This window comes from Streptomyces sp. NPDC059008 (genome assembly GCF_042749045.1).
Lineage (GTDB): Bacteria > Actinomycetota > Actinomycetes > Streptomycetales > Streptomycetaceae > Streptomyces.
The window spans coordinates 31414-58175 of the sequence record NZ_JBHYJC010000044.1; the positions used below are offsets into that span (position 1 = coordinate 31414).

Below are 26762 nucleotides of genomic sequence, written 5' to 3' on the forward strand. Positions count from 1 at the left end.
GTGGTCGAAGCACTACGGGCTTCGCTGAAGGAGAACGAGCGGCTCAGGACCGCGGCGCGGGCCGCGGTCGAGCCGATCGCGATCGTCGGGATGGGCTGTCGGTACCCAGCCGGCGTGCGCTCCCCCGAGGACCTGTGGGAGCTGGTCCTGGACGGCAAGGACGCCGTCTCGGGCTTCCCCACCGACCGGGGCTGGGATCTGACGTCGCTGTTCTCCGCCGACCCCGACCGGCCCGGTACCTCGTACACGCGGGAGGGCGGGTTCCTCTACGACGCGGCGGAGTTCGACGCCGGGTTCTTCGGCGTCTCGCCGCGCGAGGCGCTCGCCATGGACCCGCAGCAGCGGCTGCTGCTGGAGACGTCCTGGGAGGCGGTCGAGCGGGCCGGTATCGACCCGCTGGCGCTGCGGGGCAGCCGGACCGGTGTCTTCGCCGGGGTGATGTACCACGACTACGGCGCCCGGCCCGGCGTGGCGACCGAGGAGGTGGAGGGGTACCTCGGCACGGGGAGCGCCGGCAGCGTCGCCTCGGGCAGGATCTCCTACACCCTGGGCCTGGAGGGCCCGGCGGTGACGGTGGACACCGCGTGCTCGTCATCGCTGGTGGCACTGCACCTGGCGGCCTCGGCACTGCGCCGCGGCGAGTGCTCGCTGGCGCTGGCCGGCGGGGTGACGGTGATGTCGACCCCGTCGACGTTCGTGGAGTTCAGCCGGCAGCGGGGGCTGGCCCCCGACGGCCGCTGCAAGTCCTTCGCCGACGCCGCGGACGGGGCCGGCTGGAGCGAGGGCGCCGGGGTGCTGCTGCTGGAGCGGCTGTCCGACGCCCGCCGCAACGGCCGCCGCATCCTGGCGGTGGTGCGCGGCACCGCGGTGAACCAGGACGGCGCGAGCAGCGGGCTGACCGCGCCGAACGGGCCGTCGCAGGAGCGGGTGATCCGGCAGGCGCTGGACGACGCGGGCCTGTCGACCGCGGACGTCGACGCGATCGAGGGGCACGGCACCGGCACACCGCTCGGCGACCCGATGGAGGCCCAGGCGATCCTGGCGACGTTCGGCGGTGAGCGCGAACGCCCGCTGTGGCTCGGCTCGGTGAAGTCGAACATCGGGCACGCCCAGGCGGCCGCGGGCGTCGCCGGCGTCATCAAGATGGTGATGGCGCTGCGGCACGGCGTGCTCCCCAAGACCCTGCACGTCGACCGGCCCTCGACCCATGTGGACTGGTCGGCCGGCGCGGTCGAGCTGCTGACGGACACCCGGCAGTGGCCGGACCCGGGGCGGCCGCGGCGCGCCGGGGTGTCGTCCTTCGGCATCAGCGGCACCAACGCCCATGTGATCGTCGAGGCGGCCCCCGCGGCCGACCGCGACGAGGACGCCGCGCGCCCGCCCCAGGCGGCCGAACTCGCGCTGCCGTGGCTGGTGTCGGGCCGGGACGAGGGCGCGCTGCGGGCCCAGGCCGAGCGGCTGCGCCGGCATCTCGGGGGCGACCGGGCCGCGCACCTCGCCGACGTGGCGTACTCCCTGGCCACGACGCGTTCGGCGTTCGACCGTCGGGCGGTCGTCGTGGCGGCGGACCGCGCCGAGCTGGCGGACGGCCTTCGCCGGCTCGCCGGTGGCGAGCAGCCCGCCGCCGGTGCGCGCGGTGAGGTGTCCGACGGCAAGCTGGCCCTCCTGTTCACCGGCCAGGGCGCGCAGCGGGTGGGCATGGGGCGTGAGTGGTACGCCCGCTACCCGGTGTTCGCGGAGGCCTTCGACGCGGTCTGCGCCGAGCTGGACCGGCATCTGGACCGGCCGCTGCGCGACGTGGTCTTCGGCCGGCCCGGAACCGAGGGGCTGCTCGACGAGACCGGATGGACCCAGCCGGCGCTGTTCGCGGTCGAGGTCGCGCTGTACCGGCTGGTGGAGTCGTGGGGGGTGCGGGCGGACTTCGTCTCCGGCCACTCCATCGGCGAGCTGGCCGCGGCGCATGTCGCCGGGGTGCTGTCGCTCGCGGACGCGGCCACCCTGGCCGCCGCCCGGGGCCGGCTGATGCAGGCGCTCCCGCCGGGCGGGGCGATGACCGCGGTGCAGGCGACACCGGACGAGGTCGCGCCGCTGCTGGCGGAGCGGGCCGGCCGGGCCGCTCTCGCGGCGGTCAACGGCCCCACCTCCGTGGTGGTCGCCGGTGACGAGGACGCCGTCGCCGAGGTGGCCGCGCACTTCGCCGACCAGGGCCGCAACACCAAGCGGCTGCGGGTCAGCCATGCGTTCCACTCGCACCGCATGGACGCCATGGTGGCGGAGTTCACCGCCGTGGTGCGGGGGGTGACCCTCGACCCCCCGCGGATTCCGGTCGTCTCCGCGCTGACCGGCGCCGTGGCGAGCGCCGACGAGCTGTGCGCGCCGGAGTACTGGGCGCGGCACGCCCGCGAGACGGTCAGGTTCCTCGACGCGGTGCGGACGCTTCAGGCCGAGGGCGCCACCACGTTCCTGGAACTCGGCCCGGACGCGGTGCTCGCGGCGATGGGCCAGGAGTGCGCCGCCACCGGTGACGTGGTCTTCGCCGCGGCGGCGCACCGCGACGAGCCCGAGCAGCGCGCACTGCTGGCGGCGCTGGGCCAGGTGTATGTGCGCGGCGTCGCGGTGGACTGGCCCCAGGTGTTCGCCGGGAGCGGCGCCCGCCCGGTGGAGCTGCCGACGTACGCCTTCCAGCGTGAGCGGTTCTGGCTGGCGGCGGACGCGGCGGAGGCGGACCCGGCCCGGGTGGACGACCACCGCTACCGCGTCGACTGGGCGGCGCTGCCCGACGCCGGCCCGGACCGGCTGACCGGCCGGTGGCTGCTGGTCTCCTCCGACGGTGCGGACGGCCCGGCGGCCGAGGTGCTGGCGGCGTGCGAGCGCGCCGGGGCCGGCGAGGTGCTCCGCCTCGGCCTCGACGCGGCCGGGACCGACCGGGCGGCGCTCGCCCGCCGGCTGCGGGAGGCCGCCGGAGAGGGGCCGTTGGCGGGTGTGCTGTCCGTACTGGCCGCGGACGAACGGCCGATGCCGGATCTGCCCGCGCTGACCCGGGGACTGGCGGCGACGGCGGTGCTGACGCAGGCGCTCGGCGACTCCGGGATCGAGGCCCCCCTGTGGTGCCTCACCCAGGGCGCGGTGGCCACCGACGACGCGCCGGTGCGGCATCCGGCGCAGGCGGCCGTGTGGGGGCTGGGCAGAGTGGCGGCGCTCGAACGGCCCGAGCGCCGCGGCGGCCTGATCGATCTGCCCGAGCCGCTGGCGGACTCCGCCCTGTCCCGCCTCGTCGGCGTCCTCGCCGACCCGGGCGACGAGGGCCAACTGGCCGTCCGGGCCGACGGGGTGCACGGGTGCCGGCTGGTGCGCTCGCCGCTGGCGCAGGCGCCGGTGCGGCGCGCCTGGCAGCCCACGGGCAGCGCGCTGGTGACCGGCGGAACGGGCGCGCTCGGCGCGCAGGTGGCCCGCTGGCTGGCCGGTCAGGGCGTACCGCATCTGGTGCTGCTCAGCCGCCGCGGCCCCGACGCCCCAGGGGTGGCCGAGCTGACCGCCGAGCTGAAGGGGCTGGGCAGCGAGGTGACCGTCGCCGCCTGCGACCTCGGCGACCGGGACGCACTGCGGCGGGTGGTCGAGTCGGTGCCCCGGCAGCATCCGGTCGGCACCGTCGTGCACACGGCCGGCGCGGTCCAGGCCGAGAAGCCGCTGGCCGAGTGCGGTCTGGCGGAGATCGCCGAGGTGCTGTCCGGCAAGGTCGAGGGCGCCAGGAACCTGGACGCCGTCTTCGACGGGTCCCCCGGCCGGTCCCCCGACGCGTTCGTGCTCTTCTCCTCCGGCGCCGGCCTGTGGGGCAACGTCGGGCAGGCGGCGTACGCGGCGGGCAACGCGTTCCTGGACGGGCTGGCCGGTGCCCGCCGGGCCAGGGGCCAGGCCGCGACCTCGGTGGCGTGGGGCGCGTGGGACGGCGGGGGGATGGCCGCCGCCGACGGCGCGGGCGAGCGCCTGCGCGAGCGCGGCGTACCGCTGATGGCCCCGGAGACGGCCCTGGCGGGTCTGCGCGCGGCCCTCGACCGCGACGAGACCCACACGGCCTTCGCCGCCATCGACTGGGACCGGTTCGCCCCCGCGTACAGCATGTCCCGCTCCCGCGCGTTGCTGAACGACCTGCCCGACGCGCGGCGCGCCGTCCAGGGCACCGCGGGGCCCGGCCGGGCCGACGCCCTGCAAGAGCGGCTCGCGGCGCTGGGCGAGGACGACCAGGAGCGGCTGCTGCTGGACCTGGTGCGCACGCACGCGGCCGACGCCCTGGGGCACCGCACACCCGACCACGTCCGGGCCGCGCCGGCGTTCCGGGACCTCGGGTTCGACTCGATGGCCTCGCTGAAGCTGCGCAATCGGCTCAACGAGGCCACCGGTCTCGCCCTGCCGACCACGGTGGTCTTCGACCACGCCACTCCGGCCGCGCTGGCCCGGCACCTGCGCGAGCAACTGCGGCCCGACGGCGGGCGGATCACCGCGGTGCTCGCCGAAGTGGACCGGTGGGAGGCGGCCGTCGAGGCGTTGGCGCCCGACGACGACGCGCGCGGCCGGGTCGTCGCCCGGCTGCGGTCGCTGCTGTGGAAGTGGGACCAGCGCGAAGGCGGCACCACCGAGGCGGCCGGGGACGACGCGCTGACGCTCGCCACCGACGAGGAGATATTCGACATCGTCAACAAGGAGCTTGGAATCTCGTGACGACCTCAGAGGACAAACTTCGCCAGTATCTGAAGCTGGTCACCACCGAGCTCCGGCAGACCCGCGCCCGTCTCGACCAGGCCGAGCAGCGGGAGCACGAGCCCGTCGCGATCGTCGCCATGGGGTGCCGCTTCCCCGGGGACGTCGCGTCCCCGGAGGAGCTGTGGCGCCTGGTCGCCGACGGCGCCGACACCGTCTCGGGGCTTCCGGAGGACCGGAACTGGGACCTGGAGGCGCTCTACGACCCGGAGCCGGGCCGGCCGGGCAAGAGCTACGTCCGTACCGGCGCCTTCCTCGACGACGCGGCGGGATTCGACGCCGAGTTCTTCGGGATCAACCCGCGCGAGGCGCTGGCGATGGACCCCCAGCAGCGGCTGTGGCTGGAGGTCGTCTGGGAGGCGCTGGAGCGGGCCGGCATCGACCCGGTGTCCCTGCGGGGCAGCCGCTCGGGGGTCTTCGTCGGGCTGACGCACCAGGGGTACGCCTTCCCGTCGCGGGTCAGCACGAACGACGAGGCGGCCGGCTACCGGCTGACCGGCTCCACCGCGGCCGTGGCGGCCGGGCGGACGTCCTACGTCCTCGGGCTGACCGGTCCCGCGGTGACCATCGACACCGCGTGCTCGTCCTCGCTGGTGGCGCTGCACCAGGCGTGCCACGCGCTGCGCTCCGGGGAGTGCTCCCTGGCCCTGGCCGGCGGGGTGACCGTGATGGCCACCCCGAACGCCTTCGTGGAGTTCAGCCGGCAGCGCGGGCTGGCCTCCGACGGCCGGTGCAAGTCCTTCGCCGAGGCCGCCGACGGCACCGGCTGGGGCGAGGGCGCCGGCGCGCTGGTGCTGGAGCGGCTCTCCGACGCGCGGCGCAACGGCCACCCGGTGCTGGCCGTCATCCGCGGCTCCGCCGTCAACCACGGTGGCGCCGGCAACGGTCTGACCGCCCCCAACGGCCCGTCCCAGCAGCGGCTGATCGAGGAGGCGCTGGCCGACGCCCGGCTCTCGCCCGCCGACGTCGACGCGGTCGAGGCACACGGCACGGGGACCACCCTGGGCGATCCGATCGAGGCCCGGGCGCTGCTGGCGACCTACGGCCAGGGCCGGGCGGCGGACCGTCCGCTGTGGCTGGGGTCGGTGAAGTCCAACATCGCGCACACGCAGGCGGCCTCCGGTGTGGCCGGAGTGATCAAGATGGTGATGGCGATGCGGCACGGCGTCCTGCCGCGGACGCTGCACGTGGACGCGCCCACGACGCATGTGGACTGGTCGGCGGGCGCGGTGCGGCTGCTGACCGAGGAGCGGCCGTGGCCGGCGAACGACCGGCCGCGCCGGGCGGCCGTCTCGTCCTTCGGGGTCAGCGGCACCAACGCACACGTCGTCCTGGAGCAGGCCTCCCCCGACGACGTCGCCGCCGAGGCCGCCGTGCCGGACACCGCCCCCGCGGCGGCCGGCCCCTCGGCGCTGCCGTGGGTGGTGTCCGGGGTGAGCCGCCAGGCGCTGCGGGCGCAGGCGGCGCGGCTGGGCGCGTACGCCGACGCCCGGCCCGAGGTGGCCGCGGCGGACATCGGCCACGCGCTGGCGACGACCCGGTCGGTCTTCGCGCACCGTGCGGTCGTGGTCGCCGCCGACCGGAGCGAACTGGTCAAGGGCCTGGTGGCGCTGTCCCGCGGCGAGGAGTCGCCGGCGGTCGTCACGGGCGACGGGGAGGGTGCCACGGCGCCGGCGGAGCGGGCGAAGACCGTGTTCGTCTTCCCCGGCCAGGGCTCGCAGTTCGCCGGCATGGCCGCCGGACTGCTGCAGACCTCACCGGTCTTCCGGGAGGCCGTCGAGGAGTGCGCCGCGGCGCTGGCACCGCATGTGGACTGGTCGCTGCTCCAGGTGCTGCGCGGCGAGGCGGACGACGACTGGCTGGAGCGGGTCGACATCGTGCAGCCGGCGCTGTTCGCGGTGATGGTGTCGCTGGCCGCGCTGTGGCGCTCGGTGGGCGTGGAACCGGACGCGGTGGTGGGCCATTCGCAGGGCGAGATCGCCGCCGCGTGCGTGGCGGGCGCGCTGTCGCTGGCGGACGCGGCCCGGGTGGTGGCCGTCCGCAGCAAGGCGCTGCGGGCACTGGCCGGCCGCGGTGGCATGGTCACCGTCGCGCTGGGCGAGGACGAGGCCGCAGCGCTGCTCGCGCCCTGGGGCGAGCGGCTGTCGGTGGCTGCGGTCAACAGCCCTTCCTCGGTCGTGGTGTCCGGCGACGGCGAGGCGCTGGACGAGCTGATGGCGCGGTGCGACGAGGACGGTGTGCGGGCGCGCCGCATCCCGGTGGACTACGCCTCGCACTCCCCGCACGTCGAGGCGGTCCGCGAGGACCTGCACCGGGCGCTGGCCGGGATCACCCCGAACGCGCCGCGGGTGGCGTTCTGTTCGACGGTCACCGGCACCTTCCTCCAGGCGGACGACCTGCGGGCCGACTACTGGTACCGCAACCTGCGGCAGCCGGTCCGGCTGGCGGAGGTCACCCGGGAGCTGGCGACCAGCGGATACGACACCTTCCTGGAGATCAGCCCGCATCCGGTGCTGACCGTGCCGATGCAGGAGACGATGGAGCACGCCGAGGTGACCGGCGCGCTGGTGACCGGGTCGCTGCGCCGGGACGACGGAGGGCTGGACGGCTTCCTGCGCGCGGCCGGCGGGCTGTACGCGCACGGCGTCGACGTCGACTGGGCGCCGGTGTTCGCGGGCCGCGAGGCCGCGCGGGTGGACCTGCCGACGTACGCCTTCCAGCGGCAGAGCTACTGGCTGGACGACCGGGACACCGGCGCGGACGTCACCGCGACCGGCCTCGCGGCGGGCGACCACCCGCTGGTCGGGGCGGTCGTCGCCACCGCGACCGGGGACGGGCTGGTGCTCAGCGGGCGGGTCTCGGCCCGGTCCCATCCGTGGCTCGCCGACCACGCGGTACACGGCACGGTGCTGCTGCCCGGCACGGCGTTCCTCGAACTGGCCCTGCACGCCGGTCGGTTGCTCGGCGCCGGCCGGGTGCAGGAGCTGACGATCCAGGCCCCGCTGGCGCTGCCCGAGGACGGCGAGGTGACGCTGCAGGTGGTCGCCGCCGACCGGGCCGACGCCGAGGGGTGGAGCGTCAGCGTGCACTCCAGGAGCGGGGACGAGGAGCCCTGGACGCAGCACGCGGCCGGTGTCCTGGTCGAGGACGGACCGGCGCCCGCGCCCCAGGGCGCGGCCTGGCCCCCGGCGGACGCGGTCGCACTCGACGTCGGCGACCACTACACCGGGCTGGCCGACCGGGGCTACGCCTACGGGCCGGCCTTCCAGGGACTGCGCTCCGCCTGGCGGCAGGGCGCATCGGTCCTCGCCGAGGTGCGGCTGGACGAGGAACACCTCGCCGACGCCGAGGCCTTCGGCCTGCATCCGGCGCTGCTGGACGCGGCGCTGCACGCCGTCGGGCTGACCGCCGGCGAGGACGGCGCGGGGCCGGCAAAGGAGCGGCCCCTGCTGCTGCCGTTCTCGTGGAGCAACGTCTCGCTGCACGCCGTCGGGGCGTCCGCGCTGCGGGTGGCGCTGTCGCCGGCGGGCACGGACGCCGTGACGGTCACCCTCACCGACCCGGCCGGCAACCCGGTGGCCACGGTGGACTCGCTGGCCCTGCGGCCGGTCGACCCCGCCCGGCTGGCTCCCGCGCACCGGCCCCGGAACGACGGGCTGTACCGGCTCACCTGGCCGGCCGCCCCGACCGCGCGGCAGGCACCGCCCGGCAGTTGGGCGCTGGTGGGCTCCACTCCCGGCTTCGAGGAGAGCCCGGACGCACCGGCCGCGGTGGCGGCCCACCCCGATCTGGCCGCGCTGGGCGAGAGCCTCGGCTCGGGCGGGCCGGAGCCCGACGTCGTGGTGGTGTCCTGCGCCGCGGACCCGTCGAACGGCGACGGCATGGACGCCGTGCGGCCGACGACGCTGCGGGCACTGGAGCTGCTGCAGGCCCACCTCGCCGACGACCGGCTCGCGGACTTGCCGCTGGTGTTCCTGACCCGGGGCGCGGTGGCGGCGCACCCCGACGACGTCCCGGACTCCGCGCAGGCGGCGGTCTGGGGGCTGGTGCGATCGGCACAGACCGAGCATCCCGACCGGTTCGTCCTGGTCGACCTCGACGGCGCCGCCCCGCCCGCCGAGCAGCTGGCCACGGCGCTGGCCACCGGCGAACCCCAGGTCGCCGTGCGCGCCGGCGAGGCCCTGGTGCCGCGGCTGGCCAAGGCCGGCGAACCGGCGCAACCGCGGGAGCGGCAGCGGCCGTTCGCCGAGGGGACCGTCCTGATCACCGGTGGTACCGGTCTGCTCGGCAGGCTGCTGGCCCGTCATCTGGTGACCGGGCACGGCGCCACCCGCCTGCTGCTGGTGGGCCGTCAGGGCCCGGCGGCTCCGGGAGCCGAGGAGCTGGTGGCGGAGCTGGCCGAGCTGGGCGCCACGGCGGAGGTGGCCGCGTGCGACGTGGCCGACCGCGACGCCCTGGCCGCGCTGCTGGCGCGGATCCCCGGCAACGCCCCGCTGACCGCCGTGATCCACGCGGCCGGTGTGCTGGACGACGCGATGGTGACCGATGTGACACCGGAGCGGCTCGGCCGTGTCGCCCGCCCGAAGACCGACGCGGCGGCGCACCTGGACGAACTGACCCGCGGGGCGGACCTGTCGGCCTTCGTGCTGTTCTCGTCGGCCTCGGGCGTCCTGGGGACGGCCGCGCAGGCGGCGTACGCTTCGGCGAACGCCGCCCTGGACGCGCTGGCGCAGCGCCGCCGGGCCGCCGGCCTGCCCGCCACGTCGCTGGTCTGGGGCTTCTGGGAGCAGCAGAGCGCGATGACCGGCCACCTCGGCGAGGTGGACCTGGCCCGGATCGCGCGCTCGGGAATGCGGCCGCTGTCCTCGCAGGAGGGCCTGGAGCTGTTCGACCGGGCGCTGGCGGACGGGGACGCGGTGCTGGCGGCGCTGCGGATCGACGCGGCGGCGCTGCGGGCGCGGGCCGCCTCCGGTGCGGTCCCGCCGGTGCTGCGCACCCTGGCGGGCCCCGCCGTGCGCAGAGCCGCGGCCCCCGGGCGCGGCGCCGTGGGCCCGTCGGAGCCGACGGCGGTCGAGGGCCTGGAGGCGCTGCCCGAGGACGAGCGGGAGCGGGTGCTGCTGGAACTCGTGCGCACCACGGTGGCGACGGTGCTGGGACACCGCTCCCCGGACGAGATCGCGGACACCCGGGGCTTTTTGGAGCTGGGCTTCGACTCGCTGACCGCCGTCGAGCTGCGCAACCGGCTCGCCGCCGCGATCGGGCGCCGCCTGCCGACCACCCTGGTCTTCGACCACCCCACGCCACAGGCCGTCGCCCGGCACCTCGGCGCGCTGCTGGCCCCGGACGGGGACCGGTCCGCCGCCGACGTCCTCGCCGGCGTCGACCGGCTGGCGGCCGGGCTGCGCGCCACGCAGCAGGGGGACGAGGTGCGCGAGCGGGCCCTGGAGCTGCTGTCGGAGCTGCTGACCGAGCTGACCGGGCGCGACGACGACACGGACCTGGGACTCGACGCGGCGAGTGACGAGGAACTGTTCGACCTGGTGGACAACCGGTTCAGCAATGCCAATTGACCAGCCGTCGTGCCGGCTGTCGGAAAGGTGGGGAACGCATGGCGGATGAGAACAAGCTCCGCGCATACCTCAAGCGGGCGATCGCGGAGGGGCAGCAGACGCGGCAGCGCCTGGACGAGGTGGAGGCCCGGGCCCGGGAGCCGATCGCCGTGGTCTCCATGGCCTGCCGGTTCCCCGGCGGCGCCACCAGCCCCGAGGACCTGTGGCGGCTGGTCGCCGACGGCCGCGACACCCTCTCCGGGCTGCCGACCGACCGGGGCTGGGACCTCGACCGGCTGCTGGACCCCGACGCCGAGGGACCGGGCAGGTCGCACGCCGGGGTGGGCGGTTTCCTGTACGACTCCGCGGAGTTCGACCCGGAGTTCTTCGGGATCAGTCCGCGCGAGGCGCTGGCGATGGACCCCCAGCAGCGCCTGATGCTGGAGCTGACCTGGGAGGTCCTGGAGCGGGCGCGGATCGCCCCGGACTCCCTGCGCGGCAGCCGGACCGGTGTCTTCCTCGGCGTGATGTACAGCGACTACGGCGGCCGCTTCACCCACGCCCCGGAGGCGCTGGAGGGCTACCTCGGCAACGGCAGCGCCGGCAGCGTCGCCTCCGGCCGCCTGTCGTACACCTTCGGGCTGGAGGGTCCCGCGGTGACGGTGGACACCGCGTGCTCGTCGTCGCTGGTGGCGCTGCATCTGGCGAGCAGCGCGCTGCGCTCCGGGGAGTGCTCCCTGGCCCTGGCCGGCGGCGTGACGGTGATGTCCACCCCGGGCGTGTTCGTGGAGTTCAGCCGCCAGGGCGGGCTGGCCTCCGACGGCCGGTGCAAGTCCTTCGCCGCGGCGGCCGACGGCACCGGCTGGGGCGAGGGCGCCGGCGTCCTGGTGCTGGAGCGGCTCTCGGACGCGCAGGCCAACGGCCACCCGGTGCTGGCCGTCATCCGCGGCTCCGCCGTCAACCAGGACGGCGCCAGCAGCGGGCTGACCGCGCCGAACGGCCCCTCGCAAGCGCGGGTGATCCGCCAGGCGCTGGCCCAGGCCCGGCTGTCGCCGTCCGACGTGGACGCCGTCGAGGCGCACGGGACCGGCACCCGCCTCGGCGACCCGATCGAGGCGCAGGCCCTCCTGGCGACGTACGGCCAGGACCGCCCCGCGGACCGCCCGCTGTGGCTGGGTTCGGTGAAGTCCAACATCGGGCACACCCAGGCCGCCGCCGGCGTCGCCGGGGTGATCAAGATGGTGATGGCGATGCGGCACGGCGTGCTGCCGGCGAGTCTGCACATCGACGAGCCGACGCCGCACGTGGAGTGGTCGGCCGGCGGCGTCGAGCTGCTGACCCGGCAACGCGCCTGGCCCGAGGGCACCGGTCCGCGCCGGGCGGGCGTCTCGTCCTTCGGGGTCAGCGGCACCAACGCACACGTCGTCCTGGAGCAGGCGCCCCGGGAGGAGACGGGCGGCGAGGCCGCGGAGGGCTTCGACGACGACGGCGTGGTGCTGCCCTGGCTGCTGTCGGCGAAGAGCGCCGAGGCGCTGCGGGCGCAGGCCCGCGGGCTGGTGGCGCACCTCGACGAGCGGCCCGGCGAGCGGCCGGTCGACACGGCCTGGTCGCTGAGCCGGCGCCCGGCGCTCGACCACCGCGCGGTCGTGGTGGCCCGGGACCGCGACCAGGTGCGCCGGGCGCTCGGCGCCCTGGCCGACGCAGGCGCCGCGCCCGGCCTGGTCCGCGGCGTGTCCGGCACGTCCCCGCTGGCGTTCCTGTTCACCGGTCAGGGCAGCCAGCGCCGGGAGATGGGGCGGGAGCTGTACGCCGCGTTCCCGGCGTTCGCCGACGCGCTGGACACGGTCTACGAGCAGCTGGACGCCCATCTGGACCGCCCGCTCAAGGAGGTGGTCTCCGGCGACGCGGGCGCCGAGGGCCTGCTGGACCACACCGCCTACGCCCAACCGGCGCTGTTCGCCTTCGAGGTGGCGCTGTTCCGGCTGCTGGAGCGCTGGGGCCTGCGTCCGGACTTCGTCGCGGGCCATTCGATCGGCGAGCTGGCCGCGGCGCACGCGGCCGGCGTGCTGTCCCTGCCGGATGCCGCGCTTCTGGTGGCGCAGCGGGGCCGGCTGATGCAGCAGATGCCCTCCGGCGGGGCGATGGTCGCCGTCCAGGCCACCGAGGAGGAGGTGCTGCCGTTCCTGGAGGACTTCCACGGCAGGGTCGCCGTCGCGGCGGTCAACGGGCCGTCCTCGCTCGTCCTCAGCGGCGACGAGGCCGCGGTGGAGGAGAGCGCGCGGGCGTTCGCCGCACGCGGGCGCAAGACCCGGCGGCTGACGGTGAGCCACGCCTTCCACTCCCCCCACATGGACGGGATGCTGGAGGCGTTCCGCGCGGTGGCCGCGGAGTTGGACTTCCGGGCACCGCGGATCCCGCTGGTGTCCACCCTGACCGGGGACGTGGCGACGGCGCAGCAGCTGGCTTCGCCCGACTACTGGGTACGCCACGCACGCCAGGCGGTGCGGTTCCTCGACGCGGTCCGCACCCTCGAAGCCCGCGGCGCCGGCCGGTTCTTGGAACTGGGACCGGACGGCGTGCTCACGCCCATGGCGCAGAGCGCGCTCGCGGACGACGGCGCCGCGGTGCTGGCCGCGACCGCGCGGGCCGACCGGTCCGAGGAGGAGACGCTGGTCGCGGCCGTGTCCCGGCTGTACGCCCACGGCACCCCAGTGGACTGGACGACGTACTTCTCGGGCACCGGGGCCCGGCCGGTCGACCTGCCGACCTATCCGTTCCAGCGCCGGCGCTTCTGGCTCGACGCGGAACAGGAAGGACCGGGCGCGGGGCAGGCGCACCTGGCGGGACTGCGCGGTGTCGGCCATCCGCTGCTCGGCGGCGCCCTCGACCTGCCGACGGGGGACACCACCCTCTTCACCGGCCGGCTGTCGTCGGCGGACCACCCCTGGCTCGCCGACCACACGGTGCTCGGCAGCCCGCTGCTGCCCGGAACCGCGCTGGTGGACCTGGCCCTGGCCGCCGGCCGGGAGACCGGCCTGCCCGAGGTCGAGGAACTCACCCTGGAGGCGCCGCTGGTGCTCGCCGAGCACGGCGCCGTGCACGTCCAGGTCCTCGTCGGCGCCGCGGACGACGCAGGACGCCGTCCGGTGAGCATCCACTCCCGGCCCGAGGACGCACCACCGCAGGAGGAGCCGACCCGGCACGCCACCGGCCTCCTGGGCGCCCCGGCCGGCCAGGAGCCCGAGCGGCTCGCGGTGTGGCCCCCCGAAGGCGCCACCGAGGTCGCGGTGTCGGACCTCTACGACGATCTCGCCGCCGCGGGCCTGGGCTACGGCCCGGTGTTCCGCGGCCTTGGGGCAGCCTGGCGGCGCGGCACGGAACTGTTCGCCGAAGTGGCGCTGCCGCAGCAGGACACGGGCGGGGCCGGCGACTTCGGCGTGCACCCCGCGCTGCTGGACGCCGCGCTGCACGGCGTCGGCCTGGGCGGTCTGATCGAGGACGGGGCCCGGGTGCCGTTCTCCTGGAACGGCGTGGCACTGCACCGCACCGGGGCTTCGGCCCTGCGCGTCAGGCTCGCGCCGGCCGGGCCCGACAGCGTGGCGGTGGCGGCCGCGGACGAGGACGGCCGGCCGGTGGCCTCGGTGCGGTCCCTCGTGCTGCGGCCGGTCACCCGCGAGCAGATCCGGGCCGCGGGCGGCGTCCGGCGCGATGCGCTCTTCCGCGTCGACTGGCCCCGGGTCGAGGTGCCCGAGGCGGCGCCGGTGCGCACATGCGCCGTGGTGGGCGCGGACGGCGCCGACCCGGCCCTGGGCCTTGCGTCCGCCGGAGTCCGGGTCGTGCGCGGCACCGGTCTGGCGGAACTGGGCGAGGCGGTCGCCGCGGGCGCGCCGGTACCGGACGCGGTGGTGCTGGCCATCGGCGCGCCCGCCGACGGCGCGGATGCCGCGGCGGCGGGTCGCGGCGCCGTCCACGAGGCGCTGGCGGCGGCCCGGTCGTGGCTGGCCGACCCGCGCTTCGCCGGAACCCGGCTGGCCTTCGTGACCCGGGGCGCGGTGGCCACCGGCCCCGACGAGGACGGCCCGGCACTCGCCCAGGCGCCCGTGTGGGGCCTGATCCGCTCCGCGCAGACCGAGAACCCGGACCGCTTCGTCCTGATCGACACCGACGGGGCACAGGAGTCGCGGCGCGCACTGGCCGCGGCGCTCGGCACCGGCGAACCGCAGCTGGCGATACGGGCCGGCGAGCTCCTCGCCCCCCGGCTCGCCCGGGTGGCGGTGCCCGGCGGGCGGCAGGACCTCTCGCTGGACCCCGACGGCACCGTACTGGTGACCGGCGGCACCGGAGGCCTCGGTGCGCAGGTCGCCCGATGGCTGGTCGAACGGCACGGCGTACGGCACCTGGTCCTGGCGAGCCGCCGCGGCCGGGCGGCCGACGGCGCCCCGGAGCTGACCGCCGAACTGGCCGGGCTCGGCGCCCAGGTCACCGTCGCCGCCTGCGACGTGGCCGACCGGGACGCGCTGGCGGAGCTGCTGGCGGCCGTCCCCGCCGCGCATCCGCTGTCCGCCGTGGTGCACACGGCCGGTGTGATCGACGACGGCGTGCTCACGTCGCTGACACCGCAGCGGGTGGACGCGGTCCTGCGGGCCAAGATGGACTCGGCGGCGCACCTGCACGAACTGACCCGCGACGCCGACCTGTCGGCGTTCGTGCTGTTCTCCTCGGCGGCCGGCGTCCTGGGCGCCGCGGGCCAGGGCAACTACGCCGCGGCGAACGCCTTCCTCGACGCGCTGGCGCAGCACCGGGCCGCCCAGGGGCTGCCCGCTCTCTCGCTGGCCTGGGGGCCGTGGGAACAGCGGCAGGGCGGCATGACCGGCACGCTGGACCGCAACGACCTGGCCCGGCTCGCGCGCACCGGTGTGGTCGCGCTGACCTCCGCGGAGGGCCTGGCCCTGTTCGACGCGGCCTGGGCGGGCGACGACCCGCTGCTCGTCCCGATGCGCCTGGACACCGCGGTGCTGCGCGGCACGGCGGACCGGTCGGGCGTACCGGCCGCGCTGCGCGGACTGCTCCCCGCGGCACGTCCGAAGCCGGCCCCGGCGGCCCGGCCGCTGACCGAACTCGGCGAGGAGGAACTGGCCACGGCGCTGCGCGAGTTGGTGCGCGCGCGGGCGGCCGGCGTGCTGGGGCACACCGCGGCGGAGGAGTTCGACGACTCCCGGCCGTTCCTGGAGTCGGGGTTCGACTCGCTGACCGCGGTGGAGCTGCGCAACGCGCTCGGCGAGGCGACCGGCCTGCGACTGCCCGCCACGGTCGTGTTCGACAGCGGCACGCCGGCGGCGCTCGCCGTACGGCTGGGCGAACTGCTGGCCGCCGACCGGCCCGGTCAGGGCGGCGGCGCCCAGCCGGAGGACACCATCGACGCCCTGTACCGGCAGGCCTGCGGGGAGGACAGGATCAGCGAGGCGAACGAGTTCCTGGCAGCCGCCTCCAGGCTGCGGCCGACGTTCACGGCCGGCCAGGAGGGCGCCGCCGCGGAACCGCTCCGGTTGTCCGAGGGCCCCGAGCGCCCCGCCCTGATCTGCTTCCCCAGCGTCGGGGCGTCGTCGAGCCCGCTGCAGTACGCGCGCTTCGCCTCGGCTCTCGACGGGCTCCGCGAGGTGTCGGTGCTGCCGGTGCCGGGCTTCGTGGCGGGCGAGCTACTGCCCGCCGACTTCGCCACCATGGTGGAGACCCAGGCCGATGCGGTCCTGCGCTGTGCGGGCGACGCCCCGTACGCCCTGGCCGGATACTCCTCCGGCGGCTGGCTCGCCAACGCCGTGGCCGGATGTCTGGAGCGGCGCGGCCGCGGCCCGTCGGCCGTGGTGCTGCTGGACACCTACTTCGTCGACGACAACCTGCCGTCGGTCCAACCGGCGCTGACCCGGGGCATGTTCGACCGGGAGGAGACCTTCGGCCGGATCGACCACGTCCGCTGGACCGCGATGGGTGCCTATCTGCGGATGTTCGCCGACTTCACGCCGGCCGCCACCCAGGCACCCACCGTCATGATCCAGGCCACCGACCCGATGCCCGCCGACGGCGACACGGCGACGGCGCCCCAGGCCACGGAGCGCGCCCTGGCGTTCCCCATGGCGGTCGAGCGCGTACCCGGCGACCACTTCACGATCGTGGAGGACGACGCCGAAGCGGTCGCACGGTCGGTGCACGCCTGGCTCACCGCCGCCCCCTCCCACCGTCCCGGCCCGTGACAGACCACGGCCCCCGAGACCAACGCTCCGTCCACTCCGAACGAAGGAGAACCGAAATGACCGAGACATCGACGGCGACGACCGGCGAGGAACTGCACGAGTACCCGATGCGGCGGGGCTGCCCCTACCACCCGCCGACGGAGTACACCGAACTCGCCGAGGAGGGCCCGCTCTCCCAGGTACGGCTGTACGACGGCCGGACCGCGTGGCTGGTCACCCAGCACAAGGAGACGCGCGAGATGTTCGCCGACGCCAAGCTCTTCTCCTCCGACCACGACAACCCGGCCTTCCCGATCCTGGCCGAACGGGAGAAGAACTTCCCCGAGTTCACCCAGGAGCTGTTCGGCCTGGACGGGGAGCCGCACAAGTCCCGTCGGCGCATGCTGCTGCCGCGCTTCACCGCCAAGCAGGTGGAGCGGCTCCGGCCGATGATCCAGCAGGTGGCCGACGAGCTCATCGACGAACTGCTGCGGCACGGGGGGCCGGTCGACCTGGTCTCGGTGCTGGGCCGGCCGCTGCCCTCGCGGGTGATCTGCAAGATGCTCGGCATCTCCTACGAGGAGCACGAGCTCTTCGAGGTGCACGCCCAGGGCATCATGCAGGCCCCCGATCTGGAGAAGGCCGTCGAGGCCGGCCGCGAGCTGCTCGACTACCTGGTCAAGGTCGTACAGGCCAAGCAGACCAACCTGGGCGACGACCTGCTCAGCACGCTCATCACGGAACGGCTGAACACCGGTGAGCTGACCTCGATCGAGGTGTCGAAGCTCATGGTCGCCCTGCTGATCGGCGGTCAGGAGACGACCACGAGCATGATCGGTCTGGGCACCCTGACGCTGCTGGAGCACCCGGACCAGCTGGCGATGCTGCGCGAGGACCCCGAGCTGCTGCCCGGCGCGGTGGAGGAGCTGATGCGCTTTCTGTCCATCGCCGACCTGACCACGCTGCGCGTCGCCACCACCGACGTGGAGGTGGCCGGGCAGGTGATCAAGGAGGGCGACGGCGTCATCCTCTCGACCGCCGCGGCCAACCGCGACCCCAGCGCCTTCGAGGCCCCCGACACCTTCGACATCCGCCGCTCCACCCAGGGCCATCTGGCGTTCGGCCACGGACCCCACCGGTGCCTGGGCGAGAACCTGGCCAGGGCCGAGCTGGAGATCCTCTTCGGCACCCTGTTCAAGCGGATTCCCACGCTCCGGCTGGCCGTCCCGATGGACCAGGTCTCCATGAAGGTCGGCATGACGCTGGAGGGCCTGCACGACCTCCCCGTCACCTGGTAGGGGCCACCCCGCAAGGCGCCCCCTCCCTCCGCCCGCATCTCGTTCCCGGTAAGGAAGCACGCATGGACGACCGCTACGCGATCATCGAGACCTGCGATCGCATGGGCTGGCACACCGACCGCCACGAATGGGACAAGGCCACCGCCCTGTTCACCCACAAAGTTCTCCTGGACTACACCAGCCTGCTCGGCGGCACGCCGGTCACGCTGACGGCCACGGAGCTCATCGACTCCTGGGTCGCGGTGCTGGGCGGCTACGACGCCTCCCAGCACCTGATGACCAATCATCTGGTGACCCTGGACGGCGACACCGCGGAGTGCACCGCCTCCTTCCAGGCGACCCACCGGCTGGAAAACCCGCTGGGCTCCCCTTTGTGGCGCATCGGCGGAACCTACCGCTTCCATCTCGTGCGATCCGGCGGCAGCTGGAAGATCGACGAGCTGGCGATGTCGATTCTCTGGGCGGAAGGAAACAAGAACATCGCGGATATCGCCGCGGAACGGCAACGGGCAAAGGCAGCGAACTGAGCGCGCCGAGCCCGCGCCCGTAGCCCACCGGCCCCTTCACCACCACACCGCTACGAAGACAGGAGCACATCATGGCCCAGGGGAACAGCACATCGACAGGCCTGCGGGGAAAGCGCGCACTCGTCACGGGCGGCACCCGCGGTATCGGCCTGGCAATCGTTTCGCGCCTGGTCGAGGAGGGCGCGACGGTGGTGACCTCGGCGCGCAAAGAGGCGCCGGGACTTCCGGATGCGGTACGGCTGGTCACCGCCGACGTGAGCACCCGGGAAGGCGTCGAGCACCTGGCCGACGCCGCCTTCGAACTGCTCGGCGGGGTCGACATACTCGTCAACAACGCGGGCGGCGCGAGCAGCGGCGGCATGCCGCACTTCGGCGGCTCCGCCTCGATCCCCGACGAGGACTGGGTCGAGGCGCTGATGACGAACTACCTCGCCGCGGTACGGCTGGACCGGGCCGTCCTGCCGTCGATGATCGAACGGCGCAGCGGGGTGATCATCGAGGTGGCCTCGACCGTCGCCCGCCGTCCGGCCGGCGCCCTGCTGCACTACGGGGCGGCGAAGGCGGCGCTCATCAACTACGCCAAGGGGCTGGCGACCGAGGTCGCCCCGCACAACGTACGCGTCAACAGCGTGCTCCCCGGCCTGGTCAAAACGCCCGCCATGGACATGGTCGCGGAGAACATCATGGGGGCCACCGGCCAGGACGGCGATGCGGCCGTCCACATGATCGTCGAGGCCGAAGGCGCCCCGATGGAGGGCATCACCGAGCCGACCGACGTGGCCGACCTCGTGGCCTTCCTGGCCTCGGACCGCGCCCGGCGCATCACCGGCGCCGGCTACGTGATCGACGCCGGCGCCCTCCCGCAGGTGTAAACCCCACCCCCACCCCCCACACAAGCCACCACCTCAGCCCGGACACCCTTCGCACCCCACCACCCCTCCCCACCACCCCACCCCTCTCCCCTCACCCCCTACCAGACATCCCCTCCCCCTGACGGACCGTTCGGGCCGGCGTCTCATTCCTGACGCCGGCCCGAACCACTGAGCACCCCCCGATCGAACAACAGGCCGGATTCCACCCCTCCCGACACCACCCCCACCCCCACACCACCAAAGATTCCGCCCCACACCCGACCACCCAACTCCCCCCTCTCCACCGCCCAACTCCCCCCTCCCCACCCCACTCACCCCCCTTTGCCCCACTTTCCGCACCCCACCCCACCACCCCGAGCACCCCCACCACACCCCACCCCCACCACACCGCGGACTTTCCCAAAACATGACCGACAATCTCCCCGGCCCCCTCACTGGCCGAAATTACTCACCCCGCCGGGCGGAAGGTGAGGATTCTTACCGGTGCCACCGAGGTGCAATTTTTTACAGCTGCGGCAAAACGGTGTACAAAGTGTTGCGCCCCCCGCTCCATTGAGCATCTACCGACCGGCAGGCCGGTTTTTGCTTCAACCTCTTGTCCCGCCTCGAAGGCGTTGGCCTGGCATTCGTCGCTGGAGAACGAGTCCGCGGAGGCGGTTACCGACCCCACTTCGCACCCTGGGGCCCGTTCCCAATTACGGAGGACAGGAGCATGCCCGAGTCCGCACCCCTACCCCACGACTCCTCGGGCGACCGGGAAGCGGCGCTCACTCCCCTCGAACTCATGGGCCTGGCCGGTCTGCTACGGGCCTGGCGCGCGGCCGCCGGCGAGAAGCGGGGACTCGGCAGGCCGCTCACCCAGAAAGAGGTGGCCCAGGCCATCGGCCGCAGCGTGCGCTGGTACATCGACCTCGAAGGCGGCGCCACGCCCCGCCTGGAGCGCGCCATCCTCGACGCGCTCGCCCGGGAACTGATGCTCGGCCCCGACCAGGAGACGACCCTCCACCTCTACGCCCTGGGCGGCGCCGTCACCACCACCATCCCGGCCCTCAGCTCCGAAGCGGCGACCCTGCTGCAGCTCCTGCTCGACCAGCAGATGCCCAGCCCGGCGTACATCAGCGACCTCAGCTGGGACATCATCGGCTACAACACCGCCATGGCCGAGTGGTACCCCTGGGTACGGGAGCGGGGCGCGAACCTGATGCGCTGGGCCCTGCGCAGCAAGGAAGCCCGCCGCCAGTTCATCAACTGGGAGCACCACGCCGCCATCTACCTGGAACAGCTCCGCTTCGCCCTCGCCGAGCACCCCCACAACCCCGAACTGCAAAAGCTGCTCGCCTACATCCTCCAGGACCCCGACTGCGAACGGCTGTGGCACGCGAGCTCCGAGGTGCGCAAGAGCGGTGAGGGCCGCCACTTCTTCCAGGCCCTGCCCCGGCACGACTACGAGATCATCCACGTGGTGAGCAACGTCCTCTACCCGGCGGGCCTCCCCAACTCCCGTCTGGTCGTCGTCACCTGGCTCAAGGACGAATGCGAGCCGAAGTCCACCGACGACGCGACCCTCAGCACCCCCTACGACACAGCGCCGGCAAGCGGCGCCTCCCAGCCGCACCCCACCGCCGGCGCGTACTTCTCCGTCCCCTCCCTGCGGGATGCGGCCAAACTGGCCGGCCCGCACGCCGTTCCGCTCCCCCTCCTCAGCCGCCTCGCCGGCCCGCGCCACCAGCTGACCCTCTCCCGCGAACGGGGCACCGTCGTCTGGGCCACGGAACAGAGCGACGAAACCTGGGCCTTCGAGGAAGTCGACCCGTACACGGTCATCAAAAAACTCCCCCGCCGCCGCGCCCCCCTCGAAGCCCCCGAGGAATACAAACACCTGGTCCGCGCCCTGATGCCCAGCGACCCAAAAGAAGCCGCAAAGCACATCGACACCCTCCTCCCGGACTACCTGGCCCGAATAGAGCACCTCACCGAAATCCGAAAAGAACTCACCGAACAACACCCCGACCAGGTCCCCCCCACCGACCCCCTCGGCAACGCCTTCGACCACCCGAAAATCCTCAGACTGCTGAGGGACATGCCGAACTGACCGCTGCGCCGACGCAGAACAGGCCGCCCCTTTCCCACTGAACGAAGCGGCTTTCGACGGCTGCCTGCCTCGACGGTGCCCCCGCACATACCGAACTCGAATCGCGGGTCAGACGGCACAGGCCCGACGCACGCAATCGTTGTCGGCCGACGGCCTCAGCCCGACGGGTCCTCGTGCCAGACGGCGGTATCCACAGCCCGGACCGTGATCCACCCCCTGTTCTAGGATGGCTGGCACCATCTCAGCGGCCCGACGGGCTTCCGCTCCGCCTCCGCGGAACAGAAGGACATGCCCCCACCCGCACGAGTCACTTCGTGCTGCCTGGGGGCATTTTCTTGCTGTTCCGTGAGTCCGCGGCATCGTTGGCCGACCGCACCTACCTCGAAGGACGGCTGGCGGAACTCCTGACCGAGAACTTCCTGCACAGACACCACCATCGGCCCCAGCCGGCGGAGGTCCGTTCCTGGGAGCGCAGTATCCCCGCGCTGACCAACGCGCTGGTGGAAGCGGGACTCGGCGAGGTCGAGATGCTGCTGGAGTACGGGCTGCCACTGACCAGCAAGCGCGCGGACGTGATACTCGCCGGCATACACCCCGCCACTGGCGCGCCGTCGTACGTCGTGGTCGAACTCAAGCAGTGGAGCGAGGCCTACCCGGAGGACGACGACCCGCTGCGCTGCCGCATCCCCGCCTACCCGGGGCCGGTCCTGAACCCGATCGAGCAGGTACGTGGCTACTGCGACTACCTGGTGTCGTTCAACGGGGCGTTGGAGCACAGCCCTGAGTCGATCGCCGGGGTGGCCTACCTGCACAACGCGACCGAGTTCGGGGTGGCGGGGTTGCGGGCTGTCACCGAGGACCATCGGGGCAGGATGTTCACGGGTGACCAGCGCGGCGCCTTCCTGAGCTATCTGCGTTCGAGGCTGGCGGCCAAGCCCGGCGCCGAAGCCGCCGACGCCCTGCTCCAGGGCAAGGTCCGGCCGTCCAAGCAGCTCATGGCCGTTGCTGCCGAAGAGGTCCGCGGCCGGGAGCAGTTCGTGCTGCTGGACGAGCAGCGGCTCGCCTACGAGACGGTGATGTCCGCGGTCCGGCAGGCGCGCCGATCCAACCACAAGCAGGTCGTGGTCGTGGCCGGCGGCCCGGGCTCCGGAAAGAGCGTGATCGCCCTGTCCCTGCTGGGCGATCTCTACCGGCGCGGGGTGCCGACCCTGCACGCCACCGGATCGCAGTCGTTCACCAAGACGATGCGCAAGGTCGCGGGCGCCCGCAAGCCCGAAGTCCAAAAGCTCTTCCGGTATTTCAACAGCTTCATGGAGGCCGAGCCCAACGATCTCGACGTGCTGGTCTGCGACGAGGCGCATCGCCTCCGCAAGACCTCCGCCAATCGCTACACCAAGGCAGCGCTGCGCACCGGACGACCGCAGGTGGCCGAGCTGATCGACGCCGCCCGGGTACCGGTGTTCCTGCTGGACCAGCACCAGGTGGTGCGTCCCGGCGAGATGGGAACGGTGGACCAGATCCGGCAGGCCGCGGCCGAGCAGGGTCTGGAGTGCACGGTGGTGGAACTGGACAGCCAGTTCCGGTGCGGTGGCAGTGACGCCTATCTGCGGTGGGTGACCAGCCTGCTGGGGCTGGAAGGCGACGGACCCGTGCTGTGGGAGCCGGACTCCAAGGTGCACCTGCTGACCGCCGACACCCCCCAGGAGTTGGAGGACTTCCTGGCCGCGCGTCGGGCCGAGGACTTCGGCGCTCGCATGTCCGCCGGCTACTGCTGGAAGTGGACGACGAAGCTCACTCCGAGCATGACCGCACTGCCCACCGACGTGACCATCGGGGACTGGGCGAGGCCGTGGAACCTCTACGGCGACCGCGCCCTCCTCGGTGCGCCGCCGGCGCCGCTCTGGGCCACCGACCCCGCGGGGTTCGGCCAGATCGGGTGTGTGTACACGGCGCAGGGCTTCGAGTACGACTGGTCGGGCGTGATCATGGGTCCGGACCTCGTCTGGCGGACCGACCGCTGGGTCGTGGATCGCACCGCGTCCAAGGACCCTTCCTTCACCAAGACCACCCCGGACGAGGACGTCGACCGGCTGGTCCGCAACACCTACAAGGTGCTGCTGACCCGGGGCATGATCGGGACCATCGTCTACTCGACGGACCCGGAGACCCGCGCGAAACTCCGCTCCCTGATCCCACCGACCGGCGACGGTGCGGCCCGAGGATGAGGTCCGCTCGGCGGAACGGCACGCTTCTCGCCGCACGGTCAGGCCCCTGAACAGCCAACACGACTTGAGCCCGGCGACCGGAAGTCGAACACGCCCAACTCAGGGGTGTACTAGTGTGGTTGACGCTGCGCATCTTCCCGGAGGGTACGTCAGCGGAGTTCAGTGCCGGTCCTCGGCTGTGACTGACGAGTGGTTTCCATCGCGTGCTGCACGTGGTGTGAGTGCGGATGCCCGGTAGGGCGATCCCTGCCACTTCCAGCTCATACCGAGGAGTGGTCACGCATGAACCCCGTCGAGTTCAAGCCTGCACGTCGTAACCGGCTTCGCGAGATCCTGGTCGACGTCGCCATCGGCGTCACCGCCAATGTCGTGGTGGCGGCGCTGACCGCGGCAGCGCGCCTGCTCTTCTGACGCAGGCATGTGGCGGGCCCGGAGAGCCCGCCACTCCCCTTGTTCAGCAGTGCCGGTCAGAAGAGCCGCAGATCCGGCCCCTGTGCATCAGGCCTCTTCCGGTTCCGGCGGGGACGCTTTCCTCGCCTGGGCCGGGGCAGGTGCGGTACCCGTGCCTCTTGCGGCAGGTTCTCCCAGGTGGGGCGCAGGCCGTGGATCTGAACCTCTCCGACCTGCTCTTTCAGGTAGTCCCGCGTCTCCTCGTCCACGGAGTAGAGCACCGTCGCCCGGCTCGCCCGGGTCATCAACACGTGGTAGGCATGGCGGACGAGCCGTGCGAACTCCTCGTCGTCGACGCTGCCGGCCTTCACCTTCGGGTCGAACGATCCGGGGACGGCCACACGCTTGACGCCCGCCTCCGGGCCTTGGCGGTCCTTGCCCCGACGGAACACCCATCGGCCGTCGCGGCGCACCATGTCCTCACCCATGATCACGCCGCACCAGTCCCATTCGAGACCCTGCGCCGTGTATACGCAGCCGATCTGGCCGAGGCCGTTCTCGTGCACGGACCAGATCTTCGACGGTGGCGCCTCGTTCTCACAGAAAGTCTCGCTGTCCGCGTTCCACGGCCTGTGCCAGTCGCCGATGCGGACGTCTGCCTCCAGCCGCTTGTCCTTGCCCAGTGGCTTGGTCCATGGCCAGCAGTAGCCCGCAACCATGCGCGCGGATGCACCGGCGAGGGCTTCGGTGCGGATGATCCGTTCGAGCTCCTCCGGATTGTCCGCCACCTCGACGTGCATGAGTCCGTCCGGTGTCCACTGCTCCGGCGCCTCATCCGTCACGCCGAGCACAGCGCGGACCCAGCGGATGTATGCGTCGCTGCCGCCGCACCGGAACTGCTCCCGGAGGCCGTATCGCGCGATATGGGCCTCGCGCCGCCTGGCTGCGTCCTCGATCAGGCTGACGGTACCCACCTCGTTCGGCCGTACGGACTGCCCCTCGTCGAGGAAGAACACCGTCAGGCGGGACGCGTCGAGGAGCTCATCCACCTGAGGCTGTGTGCCCTGCTGTTCGGGCTTCCAGAAGCGGCTGGTCGAGCGGTCACGAATGCGGTGCGCCTCGTCGCATATCAGCACGTCCAGCGGTGGGTCCGGCGGGGTCACGAAACTGCTGAAATAGGTGAAGGTCTCCCGGAACTCACGGTCCCCGTAACCGACATGCTCCTGAACAGCGCCGTTGAACGCCCGACTACCGCTGGCGTACTTGACCGTCCGGCCCTGGGCCTCCAGCTCCGCCTTGATCTGGAGGCCGATGGCGCTCTTGCCGGTGCCGGCGCCACCGGTCACCAGGAAGATCACCCGCCGCTCGTCCGGGACAAGGGCAGGACGCCGGGGATCCGGGAGGATCTTGGAAGCCGTTTCCAGAATCTGGTCGGCGACCACCTTCTGCCGGCCGCGCAGGGTAAAGACGGTGTCGTCTCCGCGGGACCAAATCATGGCGTCGAGCAGCGGCGTATTGCGCAAGCCCATGCTTCGCAGGAGTATCTCGGCGGCTGAAGCGCCACCTTCATCGGTGAAATGCTGCCGGAGGTCGGACAGCAGCCTTTCGCGCCGGTCGTTCGTGTACACATGGGCGTACGGCCCCGTCGGACTGTCCACGTCGATGAGCGCCTGCACCGACGCCTCGGTGGCGTTGTGCAGGTAGGCGAATCCACCGCATTCGAAGTCGAGCCCGTGAAGCGGGCCCCTGCTGCTCGTGAACGCCTCGTAGTAGTCGCGTAGTTGCAGAGCCGGGTGCTTCTTGCTGTCCATCCCCGCTACGTGCACCAGCTCCGCGGTTGCCCGTTCCACCCTGGTCACCGTCGACCAGCGCTTCAACTCGACGAGCTGGACGGACAATCGGCGCCCCTGCGGATGATGACCCACGAGAACGACATCGATGAGTCTGGGGTCACCCGGCCGGTCGGTCTCGTCGAGGGTGGCGGCGCACTCGACGATCATCTCCACGTTCCCGCGATCGGCGGCAACCAGGTCGTTTGCAAGGCTGACCAGGCTTTCCGCCCATGCGGAACGTTCCGTCAGCGATGCGTCAGCTCCTCGGAAGTGTCGCCATCTGGCCGCGAGGTGCGGCACCATACGACGCCTCGAATTCAGGTCAAGAAGATCCTGAGCTGCCAACTTCAGCAGAAGCATGGACACGACGTAGTTCCCCCTGGGCACGAGTGACTCGTGCGGGTGGGGGCATGTCCTCATGGGGAAGCCCGTCGGGCCGCAACCGATAACGAAGATCTTAGGGACAGGGCCGCTCACCGAGAAACTGCAGCTGGATGCTCGGCGCGCTCTGCGATACCGCCCCCGAGGCGCCCCAGGCGCTCGTCGAGGCCTACTACGAGCGGCCCGTCGACCTTCACGCCCAGCTGCACGAACGAGCCACGAGGCGGAACTCACCGTTGGCCTCGAAGTGGCAGGCGTTGTCGACAGCCGGCCACCAGGTCTGCCGTCGCCAGTCGACGTCATAGAGACGGCGGCCGGCCCGGCCCTCGGCGAGCGTGGTGAAGACCAGCGCGTCACGTTCAAGCCGACTGGCGGCCCTGTAGAGCCGGCGCAGGCGATCGGCACATGGAAGGGACAAACGGATCCAGAACGCAAATAGCCTCGTTCCCCGAGTCGAAACTCGGGGAACGAGGCTATTTCAAAATTTGTTCGGCGGCGTCCTACTCTCCCACAGGGTCCCCCCTGCAGTACCATCGGCGCTGAAAGGCTTAGCTTCCGGGTTCGGAATGTAACCGGGCGTTTCCCTAACGCTATGACCACCGAAACACTATGAA

At 73.0% G+C, this 26762-nt stretch carries 9 protein-coding genes, 1 rRNA gene and 1 pseudogene; 8 read left to right on the forward strand and 3 right to left on the reverse strand.

What is annotated here, in order from left to right; all coding sequences use genetic code 11:
* Positions 1 to 3 precede the first annotated feature (3 nt).
* The 8 genes and pseudogenes from ACFWZH_RS32605 to ACFWZH_RS32640 form a co-directional block, all read left to right on the forward strand.
* Positions 4 to 10322: pseudogene (locus ACFWZH_RS32605) on the forward strand (SDR family NAD(P)-dependent oxidoreductase); the annotation flags it as partial.
* Between the two features lie 41 nt (positions 10323 to 10363).
* Entirely contained in the window at positions 10364 to 16552 is a 6189-nt protein-coding gene (locus ACFWZH_RS32610) for a type I polyketide synthase (RefSeq protein ID WP_384439534.1), read from the forward strand.
* Between the two features lie 56 nt (positions 16553 to 16608).
* The gene (locus ACFWZH_RS32615) at positions 16609 to 17829 is read left to right on the forward strand and encodes a cytochrome P450 (RefSeq protein WP_384439537.1); all 1221 of its coding nucleotides are present in this window, start codon (positions 16609 to 16611) and stop codon (positions 17827 to 17829) included.
* 62 nt (positions 17830 to 17891) lie between these two features.
* The gene (locus tag ACFWZH_RS32620) at positions 17892 to 18356 is read left to right on the forward strand and encodes a nuclear transport factor 2 family protein (RefSeq protein WP_384439539.1); all 465 of its coding nucleotides are present in this window, start codon (positions 17892 to 17894) and stop codon (positions 18354 to 18356) included.
* 71 nt (positions 18357 to 18427) lie between these two features.
* Complete coding sequence (locus tag ACFWZH_RS32625; protein ID WP_384439543.1) at positions 18428 to 19228, forward strand: oxidoreductase; 801 nt, start codon at positions 18428 to 18430, stop codon at positions 19226 to 19228.
* Positions 19229 to 19940: 712 nt separating this feature from the next.
* Positions 19941 to 21320, forward strand: coding sequence for a helix-turn-helix transcriptional regulator (locus ACFWZH_RS32630; RefSeq protein WP_384439546.1), 1380 nt, complete (start codon positions 19941 to 19943; stop codon positions 21318 to 21320).
* A 335-nt stretch (positions 21321 to 21655) separates the two neighbouring features.
* Positions 21656 to 23545: a DNA/RNA helicase domain-containing protein gene (locus ACFWZH_RS32635; RefSeq protein WP_384439549.1), complete on the forward strand. Its 1890-nt coding sequence runs from the start codon at positions 21656 to 21658 to the stop codon at positions 23543 to 23545.
* Positions 23546 to 23827: 282 nt separating this feature from the next.
* Positions 23828 to 23956, forward strand: a complete 129-nt coding sequence (locus ACFWZH_RS32640; RefSeq protein WP_384439552.1) for a DUF6408 family protein — start codon at positions 23828 to 23830, stop codon at positions 23954 to 23956.
* Positions 23957 to 24012: 56 nt separating this feature from the next.
* Here the strand turns inward: ACFWZH_RS32640 and ACFWZH_RS32645 are convergent, their stop codons facing one another.
* The 3 genes from ACFWZH_RS32645 to rrf all read right to left on the reverse strand — a co-directional run bounded on the left by ACFWZH_RS32645 (position 24013) and on the right by rrf (position 26752).
* Complete coding sequence (locus tag ACFWZH_RS32645; protein ID WP_384439554.1) at positions 24013 to 26127, reverse strand: DUF2075 domain-containing protein; 2115 nt, start codon at positions 26125 to 26127, stop codon at positions 24013 to 24015.
* Between the two features lie 214 nt (positions 26128 to 26341).
* A complete protein-coding gene (locus ACFWZH_RS32650; RefSeq protein ID WP_384439557.1) occupies positions 26342 to 26566 on the reverse strand; it encodes a hypothetical protein in 225 nt (74 codons plus the stop codon).
* A 69-nt stretch (positions 26567 to 26635) separates the two neighbouring features.
* Positions 26636 to 26752 (reverse strand): 5S ribosomal RNA (gene rrf / locus ACFWZH_RS32655).
* Positions 26753 to 26762: the final 10 nt, after the last annotated feature.